This is a genomic window from Anoxybacillus sp. B2M1, from assembly GCF_001634265.1.
GTDB classification, from domain to species: Bacteria; Bacillota; Bacilli; order Bacillales; family Anoxybacillaceae; genus Anoxybacteroides; species Anoxybacteroides rupiense.
Genome location: NZ_CP015435.1, coordinates 1,673,160 through 1,687,759, shown reverse-complemented (window position 1 = coordinate 1,687,759; position 14,600 = coordinate 1,673,160). Strand labels below are relative to the sequence as shown.

Sequence of the window (14,600 nt, the reverse complement as noted above, 5' to 3'; positions counted from 1 at the left end):
TATTGAAGGTAGACATCAGAAGCACGGAGAAGTCGGTCGTTATCACACCATACGGGCATAGACCCAGCAAGTGAGCATAAACCGACCTCCACCTCATGGATAGGTTGAACGAAGGAATGTAGGAGCGAAAGGACTCCGTGAGACATGGGAGGGTACACCGCCATGAGACGAGTGGAGATCCATTGGTGCGATCATAGGGAAAAGTCCTCCATTTTCAAAAAAATAGGATGATGGAGTTTGTTCCCCTACACCCTACCTATCCAAAAATTTATAAATATTGAATTTATATCCTTATTCCTGATGTCTACGAAACGTCGATGCTTATAAAAATCAAAGAAATTTAAAGAAAAAACGAGTAAATCAATATTTTATAGAGGGAGAGGTTAAAGGACAAACAATTGACCGGATCATTTATTAACAAATTATAAACAGGGATTGTGATATAAGGATGAAGAAAGAAAGAGTATTAATCGTTGATGATGAATGGAACATGAGGCATTTACTAAAAATCAATCTTTCTCCATATTTTCACTTAACTGAAGCGGCAAGTGGACAAGAAGCATTAACCTTATTGACAAAAGGAAGAATCGACGTAGTGATTTTAGACATCATGATGCCCGATATGGATGGATGGGAGGTATGCAAAAAGATAAGGGAAATGAGTCAAGTGCCCATCCTTATGCTTACGGCACGTGGTGATGTAAAAGATAAAGTACAAGGATTTGATGTTGGAGCCGATGATTATCTTGTAAAGCCTTTTGAACCCGAAGAATTAGTGGCAAGGGTTAAAGCACTAATAAGACGTTCAGCTGCTTCTTCCAATCCTATTCAAACGGAAGGAATCATTAAGATTGCAGATTTAAAAATCGATCAAAATGAAAGACAAGTTTTTGTAAACGATCGTCCATTAGAATTGACACCAAAAGAATTTGATATTCTCTTGCTATTAGTGTTAAACCCAAAAACGATATTTACAAGGGATATGTTACTAGATCGGGTATGGGGAGTTCATGACGTTTTAGATATTCGTACAGTTGATACCCATGTGAAAAATATAAGGGAAAAGTTTAGAAAAAACGGGCTTTCCTTTAATCCGATTAAAACGGTTTGGGGAATGGGCTATAAATTCCAAGCTCCTGAAGAAGACCAATGAAATGGAATAGTATCGTTGTAAAATTAGGGGCAAGTATTCTAGTCATTGTGTTAACCATTTTGCTTCCACTTGGTTTTATTATCAATGAAATATTTTCTGGCTTTTATTACAGTAAAATGAAAGATCAAATTTACGATTTATCCAATCGTTATGCGAATTCCATCACATCGTTAGAGGATAAAAATATCCTCCGTATGTTTGAATTACTTGCCGATATGATAGATCAGGAAATTGTAATCGTAGACGAACAAGGCATCGTCGTTGCAAACTCTGGGATCCCAAGCTTATCGAAAGGAGAAAGAATCGATGCAAATGACATTTCTCTTTTAAGGAGAAATTCCGTCATTGAAAAGGAATATTACGATGAAATCTTAGATAAACGTTTTCTAAGCGTTGGAAGACCTATTTTTGCACAAAATCGCTTTATCGGCGGAATTTTTGTATTGGCTTCCATCGATGAGATACATCAATCAATTCATCTAATAAGGAATTTAATTGTTTGGGCTGGCATTGGTGCCATTCTTTTAGCCCTTGGCTTTACCTTTATTGTATCACGCAAGTTAGCCAATCCACTTTTAGAAATGGAAAGAGCAACCCGCAAAATGGCTGAAGGTGATTTAAATACAAAAGTTTTGGTTGAAACAAAAGACGAAATTGGCTCCCTAGCCAAGGCGATTAATGATTTAGCCGTTGAATTATACAGGTACCGGTCAAACCAGCGGGAATTTTTTGCAAACATTTCCCATGAATTGCGGACTCCTCTTACGTATTTAGAAGGGTATGCGAGAGCATTAAAAAACCAACAGTATCAAACAGAGGATGAAAAAGAAATGTATATACAAATTATCGAGCAAGAAGCCAATAGAATGTCCAAGCTAGTCAATGACTTGTTTGAACTGGCAAAGATGGAGGAAGGAAAGTTACCATTACATTTGGAGGAAATTGATCTGATTGAAGTGATTGAAAATGCCGTATTAAAAACAAAAGTGAAAGCAAAGGAGAAAGGGTTACAGTTATATTTTCATAAAATTTATCAATTGCCGAGTATTTATGCGGATGGTTTAAGAATGGAGCAAATTGTCATTAATTTAATCGAAAACGCCATTCGTTATACAGAAAAAGGGTTTATAAAAATAGAATTGTCTTATGATCAAGACAAAGTAAAGATTTTGATTGAAGATACGGGGATAGGGATACCGAAAGAAGATCTTCCATTTTTATTTGAACGATTTTATCGTGTGGAAAAATCAAGATCAAGAGAATTCGGGGGTACCGGGCTTGGACTGGCAATCGTCAAACAACTTGTGAAACTGCAAAATGGGACTATACATGTAAGTAGTGAAGTGGGAAGAGGGACAAGCTTTGAACTTACATTCCCGATTTATAAGGGGGATGCCCAATGAAAAAATTTGAAATCATTGTGCCTGTTTTGTTGATCATGGCTGGATTGTTATGTTTGACGATGTCCGGTTCGTTCATGTTCCGGCCGGAATTAAGGGTATATATGAAAACGTTTGTTCAAATTTGTCTATGGATGGGAGTTCCCATTCTTCTTGCGGGAATTTTCTATCTTTTACTTTATAAGAAAAGGGGAGAATAGGATTGAAGTTAAAACTTTTTACTTTTTTGATCTCAGCATTATTTATGATTCCGGTTGGTGTATTCGCGCATGGTACTGAAGAAGAACACCAACGGGAGATGTTGACCGCTACTTTGTTAAATTATAGCTTTATTGTGTCGTCGATTTTGTTGGGGTTAGGAATCATTTTATTTTTCCTAATCAGAAATCAATTAAAAACTGTTAATGTGAAAAAACAAGAAGGACGCTTAAAACGGGACAAGCTGCAAAGATGGTTAAAATTAAGCCGATGGGTATCAGTTTTAGCTTTACTAGCCTTAGCTGTTTCTGGAGTATTTGCATTAACAAATGGGACAGGAGAAGAAGAGGACATTGATTTTATGCATATTCACGGGTTAGGTTTTACGAATGATGGGACTGAAATTTATGTACCGGCGCATGATGGATTGAAGGTCTATAAAAACGGTAAGTGGAAAATTCCAGAAGGAGAAAAACATGATTATATGGGATTCTCTATGGTTGATAACGGGTTTTACAGCAGTGGACATCCAGCTCCGGGTTCTTCTATGAAAAATCCATTCGGTGTAGTGAAAAGTACAGATATGGGGAAAAACCTACAAACGCTTGATTTATATGGGGAGGTTGACTTTCACGGAATGGGGGTTGGATATTATTCTCATGCCATTTATGTTTTAAACCCAGAACGGAATTCAAGAATGGATGACGCTGGATTGTACTACTCGTTAGACGAAACAAAAACGTGGACGAAAAGCGATATGAAAGGACTAGAAGGGCAACCATCAGCTATTGCTGTTCATCCAGAGAAAGAAAATATGGTTGTGATCAGTACAAATCGAGGGGTTTATTTATCTAAGGATTATGGTAATTCTTTTGATAACATTGCAAAAAATACTCCAGTCACATCCGTTTCCTTTACAAAAGAGGGAAAACTTCTTGCCGGAGTTATTACTGATAAGCCTTCTTTGATGGAAATTAATCTTGAATCCGGAGAGAAAAAAAACATCCCTATTCCAACTTTAAGTGAGGATAATGCTATTGGATACATTGCGGTAAATCCAAACAATGAAAAGCAAATCGTTTTCACAACGTTTGAAAAAGACATTTATTTAACGGATAATCATGGTGGAAATTGGATACAAATAGCAAAACAGGGAAAAGGGATGAATAGTCAAACAACTACTAATGAGGGGAAGTCATGATGATGAACATGGGTATGATGTTAAATATGTTATTTTGGATCATCATTATTGGATTTGCAATATATTGTATGATCTTGTTAATCATGAAACCATTTGAAAATAAATCAAATCATGCATTGAATATTCTCAAAGAGCGACTTGCTCGTGGAGAATTGATGCAAATGAATATGAAGAGAAAAAACGGCTATTGAAAGATTGATGAGTCGTCTTTATATTTTCTCCCAAAAGTTCCAAGTACATTTGTAAGATAGCATGAGACATGTTAGAGAATAGACAAATCTCCATATTTTCATCAAATTTATTGTCTATAATGGTTTTAAAACGAAGGGAGGGGATCATAAATGAAAAAGAAAATTGCATTTGTTTCTTCATTTGCGCTGGCAGCATTGTTAGTAGTCGGACAGTTTTCTTATGCGGAAAAGTCAGATAGTATGACGAACATGATGAATGGAAACGGTATGATGAAGATGATGGAAGCGATGAATTCTCCTCAAGGACAAAAAATGATGAAGGCATGCGGAGAATTCATGGAATCTTATAATAAAGCTGAATAAAACCATCGTGTAAAAATTGATAAAAGTTCTTCTTTTTTGAAGGGCTTTTTACCGAAGTTGCCCTGTTCTAATGGGCGGTAGGACAGCCTCAAGCATCTTCGAACGAGGAATTACCGACCGAAAGAACCTCATTCGTGGACGAACTTGTAATATAAAGGAAGGAGATCTCCTACTGAAAGAGGTTTCAATTTATATGAAAGGGGATCAGGAAATATGGAATGGTTGATATACTTATTATGTCCTTTAATGATGTTATTCTGTATGAAAGGGATGTTTACACGAGGGAAAAAGGACTGTCACACAACTCAATCAACAAATCAATTGAATGAACTGAAATCATTGAAGATGCAAGTGAAAAATTTACAAGAACAAAATATGAAATTAATGGAAGAAATCGAACTCCTTAAACAAACTGATGATTCCAATGTCATTATATTGTCTAAGACAAAACATACTACATAATGCGAAAAAGGCAACCAAATTTGGTTGCTTTTTTTTATTTTATAAAATACTAGTAAATTTATAATTTTTTGGTCTTCTTCATATTTTCTTCAAATTTTTCTTCTATAATTCCATAAGGCAATGGAAAAGTATTTATAGAAAGGTGAGGAAATTGCAATTGATAGAATGTGAATGTGGGCATAAAAACCCTATTGGAACGGAATTATGCGAATCGTGCGGCAAACCGTTTCATGAAGAAACAGAACAGAAACTTCTGGATATGCGATATGAAGGGGTTGCAAGGAGATCGAAAACATATCAAACAACAATAATTGATAAAATTTGGAACTTCTTCTCGTCTGTAAAAGTTGGAATTTGGATTATCGTGTTAACTCTTATTGCGTCAGCTATTGGTACAATATTGCCACAGGAAATGTATATTCCACCTAATGTATATCCAGCACAATATTATAAAGAACAGTATGGGGTAGTTGGATATATTTTCTACACATTAGGATTCCATAATCTGTATGGCTCTTGGTGGTATATGCTTTTGCTTGCATCAATGGGTTTATCCTTAATTATTGCAAGTTTAGATCGGGTTGTTCCCCTATATCGGGCTTTAAAAAAACAGAGTGTTACAAGGCATACAAGCTTTTTAAAACGTCAAAGAATCTTTGGAATATCACGAGTTCCAAATCCTCACGAAACGATAAAACAAGTTGAGCAGAAATTAAAAGAAAAACATTATCAGATACGTAAAGAAAACGGAAATATTCTCGCGGAAAAAGGACGTTTTTCCAGATGGGGACCGTATGTTAATCATCTTGGTCTGGTGATTGTATTAATTGGCGCGATGTTAAGATTTTTCCCAGGAATGTACGTGGATGAAGTTCTCTGGATTCGTGATGGAGAAACAGAAGCAATCCCTGGTACAGACAGAAAATACTATTTAAAAAGTGAAAGATTCATATTAGAGACTTATGATCAAGATGATAAAAAGTTTCAAGAAATAATAAAAAAAGTCGGTAATGGAATTCCAAAAAACTATCAGACTGATGCTATCCTTTATGAAAACAAAAATGTAGGAATTGCTGGTGCTGAACCTAAACTAGTTAAACTTAAACAACAATCGATTAAGGTCAATCATCCTTTAAAATTCGATGGATTTGCTCTTTATCAAACAAGTTACAAGTTGAATGAGTTTCATAAAATGTATTTTAAGTTGGAGGAAAAAGAGACCGGAAAAACCTTTGGAGAAATAGAAGTTGATTTATTGAATCCAAAATCTACTTACAATTTAGGAAATGGGTATAAAGTGGAAATTCTCGAATATTTTCCTGATTTTGAATTTGGCGATAAAGGTCCAACAACAAAATCCAAAATTCCAAATAACCCTGCATTTGTATTTAAAATGTACACCCCTAAAACAAAGGATGGAGAAATCAGTTTTGTTGCTATTCGACAAAATTTGGAGCCATTCGGTGAAAACAAATTTAAAATGACGTTTACAAAATTGGATGTACGTAATGTTACTGCTTTAACTGTAAGAAAAGACCGCACCTTAGGAGTCATAGCATTCGGCGGCTTAATTTTTATGATTGGTCTTGTTCAAGGTATGTATTGGAACCATCGAAGAATCTGGGTGCAAATCGTCGGAAATGAAATTTGGATGGCAGCACATACAAACAAAAACTGGTATGGACTTAAAAAAGAGATTGATTATGTAATTAAAGATACAGATTTAACCAAGCCTCAGGATCAAAAAGAGCATAAAGGAGAGGTAGCATGATTAATGTGAGCAGTAATCTTTTAGCTAGTTCATTTTTTGCTTATTTTATAGCAACCATTCTAGCATGGGGATCTTTCGCGTCAAAACAAAAGAAAGCTTCTTTGAAAATCAAAAAATGGGAACGTATTTCAATCATTGTTGCTGCTTTAGGTTTTTTATTGCAAATCGGTTATTTTATTACTCGCTGGATTGCCATTTCTCATGTACCAGTAAGCAATATGTTTGAGTTTACTACATTTTTAGGCATGATGATCGTTTTGGGGTATTTAATAATCTATTTAATTTATAAAACAAACATCATTGGACTATTTGCACTTCCTACTGCGATGACGGTTATTGCCTATGCCAGTGTATTTCCAAAAGAGGCATCGCCATTAGTGCCAGCTTTACAAAGTTATTGGCTGAAAATTCATGTGACAACAGCAGCATTAGGAGAAGGAATTTTGACCATTAGTTTTGTAGCAGGTTTTATTTACTTATTGCGAGTTGTTGACCAAACGAAGAGCAGCAAAAAAACCTTTTGGATTGAATTTGTGATTTATTCTATATTAAGTACATTAGCTTTCGCCATTGTTTCTTATATTTTTAATGCCATGAATTTTGAAACAACATTTTCATGGGTAAATGAAACACAACAAGAACAAGAGCTTGTTTATCATATGCCAGCCATAGTAGGGCCTCCTGACGGGGAAATCGTGAAGAGTTCTCATTCTTTTAAACCAATTGTAGAAGCTCCTTCATGGATGAATGGGGTCAATGCACCAAGAAAACTAAATTCATTGATTTGGTCATTATTAATGGGACTCGTGTTATATATAATGTTGCGACTTTTATTCCAAAAAAGAATTGGGGCAAAGATTCAACCATACTTAAAAAATATTCGTCCGGAATTAGTAGATGAAATCAGTTATCGTTCAGTAATTATTGGTTTTCCGGTATTTACATTAGGTGCGTTAATATTTGCAATGATATGGGCACAAGAAGCATGGACAAGGTTTTGGGGATGGGATCCAAAAGAAGTCTGGGCATTAATCACTTTTCTTTTCTATGCAGCATATCTCCATCTCCGATTATCAAAAGGTTGGGAAGGAGAAAAGTCTGCTTGGCTGTCTGTGATAGGTTTTGTCATCATAATGTTTAATTTAATTGTCGTAAATCTTGTCATTGCTGGATTGCATTCATATGCTTAAAAGAATTTGTAAAGGAGTGTTTTTCGTTTTGGCTAAAAAAAGAAGACTTATCGTGCGAATTGGGATTTTAATTGGATTTGTTGCTACGATCATTTATGTACTATATTCAAGTATTTTTAACAATGACAATGGAATGGTCTCTCGTGGCGACCAAGCCCCGGATTTTCAATTACAAACTCTTGATGGAAAAACGGTAAGATTAAGTGATTATCGAGGACAAGGTGTGTTTTTAAATTTTTGGGCCACCTATTGTCCGCCTTGTAAAGAAGAGATGCCTTATATGCAAAATCAGTATGAGAAATTTAAAGACAAAGGAGTTACGATTTTAGCAGTTGATGTAGGTGAACCAAAATTAACAGTAGAAAAGTTTGTAAAACGTTATGGTCTGACTTTTCCAATTTTGCTAGATGAGAAAGAAGAAGTCATTGATTTATATGGTGTGGGGCCAATCCCAGTTACATTTCTAATTGACAAAAATGGAAAAGTAGTTGATCGAATCACAGCCAGTCTAACTGAAGAAGATATAGAGAAATATATGACTCAAATTATGCCATGATAGGGAGGGAGCTCCCTTTTTGTTATTAAAGGAGCTGATATCATGACAGAGGTTAATGCGATTTTATCATTTGGTGCAGGAGTTTTATCGTTTATTTCACCATGTTGTCTTCCGCTTTATCCCGCATTTTTATCTTATATTACGGGTATTTCGGTTGAAGAAATAAAAGAAAATAATGGATTATTGCAGAAGAGGGCACTTTTACATACAGCTTTCTTCTTGCTTGGTTTTACAGTGATTTTTATCGTGATTGGTTTTTCTACGTCCGTTATAGGATCCTTCTTTTTAAAATACGATGATTTAATAAGGCAAATAGGTTCCATTTTAATCATTTTCTTCGGCCTGATGACCATCGGTGTATTTAAACCATCTGTTCTTATGAAAGATAGGAAGATGTTTTCGTTTCGGAATCGCCCAACAGGTTACTTTGGATCAAGTCTCATTGGAATTGGATTTGCTGCCGGTTGGACACCATGCACAGGCCCGATTTTGGCTTCCGTAATCGCTTTAGCTGTAACAAATCCCAATCAAGCACTGTTTTATATGATAATGTATTCACTTGGTTTTTCAATTCCTTTTTTTACTATGGCGTTTTTTATTGGAAAATTACATTGGATTAAAAAATATAACCGGACGATTTTAAAAGTCAGTGGTTACATTATGGTTTTTATGGGAATATTCTTGTTTTTTGATTGGATGACAAAGTTAACATCATTTCTTATCAACAGATTTTATGGGGGTTTCACCGGTTTTTAGTAATATTAAGTTTTCAGGAGGGGAAAAGCTAAAACACTTTTTTCTAATGATGGGTATGGTTGGTTATTTATTGTGAATAACATGTTGCTTACAAATTTAAAGACGTGTTTAATGCAAAATAAAACTTTAGGAAAATGCAAGATAAAAAATTAAGCACTAAATTGGAAACAAAACAGGTCAGTTTTCTCACAAAATATAATTCAGAGACACGGCTTTACATGGAGTGGCGTGCATGGTAGGCTGGTTGTCTCTGCGAACTCCTTTTGTGCTGCAGCCTTCGCAAAAGAATCCATGCACGCAGAGACTCCATGTCAAGCCTTATAGAGTAAGATAATTATATTGGTATATGGATTATATTTACTTTTATGGAACTATGGTGCTAAACTTTTTCATTGCATTTCGCTTAAATTTTTAGTTGCAGAAAACAAAGATGTGGACAATAGGCAACATAAAGTGAATATTATCAAAGGAAAAATTTGAAACACATTAATTTTGTGAGGAGTATTATATGGAATTATACAACCAATTTGTAGATGTATTCTTATTAAATATTCACGAGTTTTTTTGGAGTCATTATCATGTGTCAATAACGATTTAAAATTCCCCAATTTCAACGAAATGAAATTCCCCATTATGAACGTTTAATTAGGCAACTGGGCAGGATAAACTCCTGCTTTTTTCTTTTCTCGTAGACGATAAGAATCACCTTTGATATTAAAGGTAATGGCGTGATGTAATAGGCGATCTAAAATCGCTGTCGCTAGTACATCATCACCGAATACTTTCCCCCATTCGAGATAGGATTTATTCGATGTGAGGATCATAGAGCCTTGTTCATATCGTTTCGATACGACCTGAAAAAAGACATTCGCCGTTAGCTCATCAAAAGGAAAGTAACCGACCTCATCCATAATGAGTACATCTGGACGACTCCAACGATTCACTAATCGCTGGAGAGTCCCTTTTTCGTTTGCCTTTCGGCATTCAGCCACTACATCGTCTGCGGTTAAAAATAAAGCGGTATACCCTTGAGTGATAGCTTCCACCGCAAAGGAAATCGCTAAATGCGTTTTTCCAACACCCGGTGGGCCTAGTAAGATTCGATTTTCCCCGTTGGCAATAAACCGACAGGTCAGCGTTTCTTTGACTCTCTTTTCACTGATACTCGGTTGAAAGGAAAAATCAAAGTCATGAATCGTTTTGATAGAAGGTAATTTGGCTCGTTTCATTCGCTTTTCTAGTTGTTGAGACTCTTGATATTCAATTTCTTGTAAAACAATAGTGTTTAGAAACTCAGAATATGATACATTATCTCTAGAAGCGTCTTCTAATAAACTATCTAGTTGGTGGGCTGTGTGGTGCCAACCAAGCTTTTTTAAGCGTTCGATTAACAGCTCGTTCATCATACAGTCTCACCTTCTTCCAATGCTGCGTAAGCAGCGAGAGGGCGTTGTTCTACTTTAGGAGATGGGGCAGAAGAAGAAAGGTCGTTGGTCGCCAAACCTTGAACGCCTTTTCTTCTCTGTCCTTTTTCTTTTGTATGTAAGCCCTCATAATGTTCCATTTGAATATGAGCAGTTGCTTTTCCTGTCAAAATCGGATGTTTGGCAATACACTCCTGTTCATCATAAATCTCGATATGATGGTCGAGAGTTTCTTTCACTTTTACAACCTGTCCTGCATAGCGATACGGAACGGAATATTTTTTTCCTCTGTATGAAACAAAACAATCTCGACTTACCTCTCGTGTCTCCCAGCGACATGTCGGGAATAATGGTTTGACTCCCCATGCTTGAAGGAACTTCTGTTCCTGTTCCAAACGTTGAATTGGCGGTTCATTCGTCGTTTGATTCGGCTTTCGATTGGCCACTTGATCCAGCCATGTACGAACAGCTTCATTTAATGCATAGAGAGTAGGTTCGTGTTTTCGCTGAAAGAAATTATCTTTCAAATACTTTACCACTCTTTCTACTTTTCCCTTTGTTTGTGGACGTTTCGGCCGACATGCTTTTGGAACAATACCGTAATACGCTAGAAAATCCTCGAACGTCCGGTTAAATCGAATTTCGATGGGACTATGTTTCAGAACAACGGTTTTCATATTGTCATAAAGAATCTGTTCAGGAATGCCGTTAAAGTAAGCAAATGCGTTCATATGACATTTCATTAATGTTTCTACATTCATATTGGTCGTAAACTCCACATACTTCATTCGGGAATAACCAAGTACCATCACGAAAGCATAAATATCTTGATATTGACCATCCACCAAGTACTTTCCCACATAGGCCCAGTCCATTTGAGCTTGTTTGCCTGGTGGTGTTTCATACCGTAAGGTAGCTTGTTTCTTTGGCTGTTCTCGATACGGTCGAACAAAATCTCTTAATATCGTCATCTTGCCAGTGTATCCCATCGCTTGGATCTCCTCAAGGAGAACAACACAATTCGTCGTACCTTCTTGTATTCGTTGAAGAAGATAGCTTTTATAAGGATCTAGTTTGCTTTTTCTTTTTTTCTCACTGACTTTACGCTCTGGAAGCTTGTCCCCCTTTAGATACTTACGAATGGTTTTCCGATCAAAACCTGTTTCTTTGGCAATCGCTGTTTGAGTCCAGCCTTTCTGATATAACTCTCGAATCATAAAAAACTCCCCTACCTTCAGCATCGTTTCTCCACTCCATTTAAGATGTTGTTTCGAAACGATTATCTGTTATTTTTGGGGAATTTTAAACCGCTGTTATTGGGGATTTTATCACCGGTGATTACATCATGAAAGCCAAACGAGGATATTAAAAACAATATACTTAGGTCTATTGGCTTTATTTACACCAAGCCAAATTTATATAAACATTTTGTTTATTTGTTACCTTTTTAAACAATTTCATCAAAATTGGATAAGAGAACTATGTTATCTCGTTCTGGGGAAAACAATTGGGTTATTCGTGATGATATTTTGGGCGACAAAATTTGGAGATCTCTGGTTACTGTCATTTATCCAAATCATAGGTAAGGTTGTCAGTGCTATAGTCATGGTGTATATTTTATTTTTGTTATTTTCATTTAAATTTAAGATGATGAGTTTAAGTCTCGGATTTTTGACGTCATTCCTCTTCGATCCAATAATCTCTGCAGTGTCAAAATTCTTACCATTTTATTTTTATAAAAGTGTAAATAGCTTTTTAATGCCAATTTTATTCTCAGTAACAATAGTAACTCCAATTTTAATCATGAGTCTGCTAGTATACGGATTTGAAATAGACCAACAATTAAAAGACCAAAGATGTTTCAACTATGTAAGAAATTGGGTATCTATTGTTTTGGTTTTTCTAGTAAGTTTGAATTTATTCTTTATTTTTTTCGTGTAAAAACTATTGTTTGGAAGGAGGAAATTAAATGTCAAAAACGTAATATCATTTACAAGTTGAAGGTATGACATGTACTGGTTAAGAAGGAGGAGTTGAAACAGCACTTGGCTTACTGGCGAGGTAACTATTCTTAAGGAGACTCTATGTCAAGCCACTAAGTGACAAGCAAAAATAAACACTAAAGAAAAAGAAAAGGGAGTTATTTCCTTCTATAGGAAATAACTCCAGGGATTTTTTAAACATCCACTTTTTGGGGTTAGTTCACATTGTTATTCAGGTTTATTTGTTGTGTCATTAGAGTTTGGTATATAGTCAGATTTGTAATCTTTATATTTTACTTCTGTGACCATTCCGGCTGAAGCATGGTGCAAGTCATGGCAATGGAACATCCAATTTCCCGGATTATCTGCTTTAAATGCGACTACATATTCTTCACCCGGTTTTAAATTCAAGGTATCCTTAATCAATGGGGAGCCTGTAATTGGCTTACCATTTTTACTTAATACTTGGAAGAAATGTCCGTGTAAATGCATAGGATGTAAATCTTTCGGTGAATTGTTCACCAATTTTACTTTTACTAGATCTCCTTTCTTCACATTTACGGGTGCTGTTTCAGGATACGTTTTCCCATTAATCGTGTAGACCATGCCATCTTTGCCCATGGCTGTTCCTAAATCCATTGTGTACTCTACATCATATTTTTGGTCTAATGTAAATTGACCTAATTCATGTTTTCCGTATTTTGTAATATCAACGATACGGAGATCCTCTTTTGCGTTTGCTTTGTCCGTATTGTTTGTCTGGCCTTCGTATTGAATTTTCACTTTCATGCCATCGGTACCTTTCATGTTACCGTGACATTCTAATAACCATTCACCCGGATTATTGGCGATAAATTCAATATCATAACGTTCACCCGGAGCAATATTTAAAAGTTCGTCTTTGATTGGCTGCGGAGCTTTTAACGGCTGCCCGTCTGTTGTGACAATTTTAAACTCATGACCATGCAGGTGGAGTTTGTGGGACATGTATCCTGCGTTTATAAGGCGAAGCCGCACCTTTTCGCCTTTCTTCACTTTTAAAGGTTTGACAGCGGAACCGCTTTTCCCGTTAATCGTGAAAATATCATACATACTCATATCATGGCCCATGCTGCTCATATCCATATGTTGGTCATCAGAGCTATTTCCATGTCCCATATTACTATGATCCATACCACTCATATCCATATTTCCTTCATCTGGATTGCTCATCCATTCATCTAACACAAGTGTATAATCTCGATCTACTTTTTCCTCATTCTTAGGCTCTACAATTAATGTACCGTATAATCCCTTGTCCACTTGTTTCGCGCTTTCTTGATGGGAATGATAAAAATACGTTCCCGGTACAGTAGCTGTAAATTCATACGTAAAGGTTTCCCCCGGTTTAATTGCGTTCATCGTGACACCCGGAACTCCATCTTGACTATTCGGAACAGGGTAGCCGTGCCAATGAATGGTCGTCGGTTCCGGTAATTCATTTTTAAAATTGATTTTCACTCTGTCCCCTTGTTTAATACGGATTTGTGCACCGGGAACAGATCCATTGTACGTGTAGACCGGAAGTTTTACTTTATCATTTATTTGTAATAATGCTTCCTTAGCAGTAAGATTAATCTCTTTACCGGATAAAACTTCTGTGTTTGTTGCCAAAGGCAGTTTCTTACTGGAGTCCTGTGCGGTGTTTTCTTCCTTCATATTCATGTTTGACATATCGTGTCCTTGCATGGAACTGTGCGAAGTATTATTTGAGCAGGCTGTACCGATAGCAACGACTCCTGCTAAGATGGTTCCAAACAATAATTTCTTCATGCATACATCCCTCCGTAAACATGTAATCTGAATCACTACTGATATCATCATAAAGAATAAATGTGCAAAATTTATGGAGAAAAATTATATTTTTTTCACACGAAGTAGTTCGAAGATTAAATTATTGTTTGACATTAATAG

14 protein-coding genes are annotated in these 14,600 nt (G+C 36.0%); 11 read left to right on the top strand and 3 right to left on the bottom strand.

The window, feature by feature from the left end; genetic code table 11:
• Positions 1 to 448: 448 nt before the first annotated feature.
• The 11 genes from GFC28_RS08120 (at position 449) to GFC28_RS08070 (ending at position 9,241) form a co-directional block, all read left to right on the top strand.
• Positions 449 to 1,153: a response regulator transcription factor gene (locus GFC28_RS08120; RefSeq protein WP_042411642.1), complete on the top strand. Its 705-nt coding sequence runs from the start codon at positions 449 to 451 to the stop codon at positions 1,151 to 1,153.
• Positions 1,150 to 2,556: a sensor histidine kinase gene (locus GFC28_RS08115; RefSeq protein ID WP_042411641.1), complete on the top strand. Its 1,407-nt coding sequence runs from the start codon at positions 1,150 to 1,152 to the stop codon at positions 2,554 to 2,556. The genes GFC28_RS08120 and GFC28_RS08115 overlap by 4 nt, the downstream gene beginning before the upstream one ends.
• On the top strand, positions 2,553 to 2,753 hold the full coding sequence (locus GFC28_RS08110) for a hypothetical protein (protein ID WP_042411639.1): 201 nt from the start codon (positions 2,553 to 2,555) through the stop codon (positions 2,751 to 2,753). The genes GFC28_RS08115 and GFC28_RS08110 overlap by 4 nt, the downstream gene beginning before the upstream one ends.
• Positions 2,754 to 2,755: 2 nt before the next feature.
• Positions 2,756 to 3,952: a F510_1955 family glycosylhydrolase gene (locus GFC28_RS08105; RefSeq protein ID WP_052510056.1), complete on the top strand. Its 1,197-nt coding sequence runs from the start codon at positions 2,756 to 2,758 to the stop codon at positions 3,950 to 3,952.
• The gene (locus GFC28_RS08100; RefSeq protein ID WP_042411636.1) at positions 3,952 to 4,143 is read left to right on the top strand and encodes an SHOCT domain-containing protein; all 192 of its coding nucleotides are present in this window, start codon (positions 3,952 to 3,954) and stop codon (positions 4,141 to 4,143) included. The genes GFC28_RS08105 and GFC28_RS08100 overlap by 1 nt, the downstream gene beginning before the upstream one ends.
• Before the next feature lie 150 nt (positions 4,144 to 4,293).
• Positions 4,294 to 4,506, top strand: a complete 213-nt coding sequence (locus GFC28_RS08095) for a hypothetical protein (protein WP_042411632.1) — start codon at positions 4,294 to 4,296, stop codon at positions 4,504 to 4,506.
• A gap of 213 nt (positions 4,507 to 4,719) precedes the next feature.
• Entirely contained in the window at positions 4,720 to 4,968 is a 249-nt protein-coding gene (locus tag GFC28_RS08090) for a DUF2933 domain-containing protein (protein ID WP_042411630.1), read from the top strand.
• A 151-nt stretch (positions 4,969 to 5,119) separates the two neighbouring features.
• The gene (gene resB / locus GFC28_RS08085; protein WP_042411627.1) at positions 5,120 to 6,739 is read left to right on the top strand and encodes a cytochrome c biogenesis protein ResB; all 1,620 of its coding nucleotides are present in this window, start codon (positions 5,120 to 5,122) and stop codon (positions 6,737 to 6,739) included.
• Positions 6,736 to 7,929 (top strand): c-type cytochrome biogenesis protein CcsB, encoded by a 1,194-nt coding sequence (gene ccsB / locus GFC28_RS08080; RefSeq protein ID WP_042411624.1) that lies wholly within the window; start codon positions 6,736 to 6,738, stop codon positions 7,927 to 7,929. The genes resB and ccsB overlap by 4 nt, the downstream gene beginning before the upstream one ends.
• Positions 7,930 to 7,957: 28 nt before the next feature.
• A complete protein-coding gene (gene resA / locus GFC28_RS08075; protein ID WP_231883423.1) occupies positions 7,958 to 8,485 on the top strand; it encodes a thiol-disulfide oxidoreductase ResA in 528 nt (175 codons plus the stop codon).
• 42 nt (positions 8,486 to 8,527) lie between these two features.
• Positions 8,528 to 9,241 carry a cytochrome c biogenesis CcdA family protein gene (locus GFC28_RS08070; protein ID WP_042411620.1) on the top strand — a complete coding sequence of 238 codons (714 nt, stop codon included), beginning with the start codon at positions 8,528 to 8,530 and terminating at the stop codon, positions 9,239 to 9,241.
• Between the two features lie 641 nt (positions 9,242 to 9,882).
• Here GFC28_RS08070 and istB read toward each other — a convergent pair.
• The 3 genes from istB to GFC28_RS08050 all read right to left on the bottom strand — a co-directional run bounded on the left by istB (position 9,883) and on the right by GFC28_RS08050 (position 14,459).
• A complete protein-coding gene (istB, locus tag GFC28_RS08065) occupies positions 9,883 to 10,647 on the bottom strand; it encodes an IS21-like element helper ATPase IstB (protein ID WP_066329639.1) in 765 nt (254 codons plus the stop codon).
• Positions 10,644 to 11,906 (bottom strand): IS21 family transposase, encoded by a 1,263-nt coding sequence (gene istA / locus GFC28_RS08060; RefSeq protein WP_066329642.1) that lies wholly within the window; start codon positions 11,904 to 11,906, stop codon positions 10,644 to 10,646. Before istA ends, istB begins: the two co-directional genes overlap by 4 nt.
• A gap of 969 nt (positions 11,907 to 12,875) precedes the next feature.
• The gene (locus tag GFC28_RS08050; RefSeq protein ID WP_044741689.1) at positions 12,876 to 14,459 is read right to left on the bottom strand and encodes a multicopper oxidase family protein; all 1,584 of its coding nucleotides are present in this window, start codon (positions 14,457 to 14,459) and stop codon (positions 12,876 to 12,878) included.
• Positions 14,460 to 14,600: the final 141 nt, after the last annotated feature.

What these genes read in the sequence shown, in the direction of transcription:
- istA (WP_066329642.1), bottom strand. Translation starts at nt 11,906, where the DNA reads ATGCTGAAGGTAGGGGAGTTTTTTATGATTCGAGAGTTATATCAGAAA.
- ccsB (WP_042411624.1), top strand. Translation starts at nt 6,736, where the DNA reads ATGATTAATGTGAGCAGTAATCTTTTAGCTAGTTCATTTTTTGCTTAT.
- GFC28_RS08115 (WP_042411641.1), top strand. Translation starts at nt 1,150, where the DNA reads ATGAAATGGAATAGTATCGTTGTAAAATTAGGGGCAAGTATTCTAGTC.
- GFC28_RS08110 (WP_042411639.1), top strand. Translation starts at nt 2,553, where the DNA reads ATGAAAAAATTTGAAATCATTGTGCCTGTTTTGTTGATCATGGCTGGA.
- GFC28_RS08070 (WP_042411620.1), top strand. Translation starts at nt 8,528, where the DNA reads ATGACAGAGGTTAATGCGATTTTATCATTTGGTGCAGGAGTTTTATCG.
- GFC28_RS08100 (WP_042411636.1), top strand. Translation starts at nt 3,952, where the DNA reads ATGATGAACATGGGTATGATGTTAAATATGTTATTTTGGATCATCATT.
- GFC28_RS08120 (WP_042411642.1), top strand. Translation starts at nt 449, where the DNA reads ATGAAGAAAGAAAGAGTATTAATCGTTGATGATGAATGGAACATGAGG.
- GFC28_RS08095 (WP_042411632.1), top strand. Translation starts at nt 4,294, where the DNA reads ATGAAAAAGAAAATTGCATTTGTTTCTTCATTTGCGCTGGCAGCATTG.
- istB (WP_066329639.1), bottom strand. Translation starts at nt 10,647, where the DNA reads ATGATGAACGAGCTGTTAATCGAACGCTTAAAAAAGCTTGGTTGGCAC.
- GFC28_RS08090 (WP_042411630.1), top strand. Translation starts at nt 4,720, where the DNA reads ATGGAATGGTTGATATACTTATTATGTCCTTTAATGATGTTATTCTGT.
- GFC28_RS08050 (WP_044741689.1), bottom strand. Translation starts at nt 14,459, where the DNA reads ATGAAGAAATTATTGTTTGGAACCATCTTAGCAGGAGTCGTTGCTATC.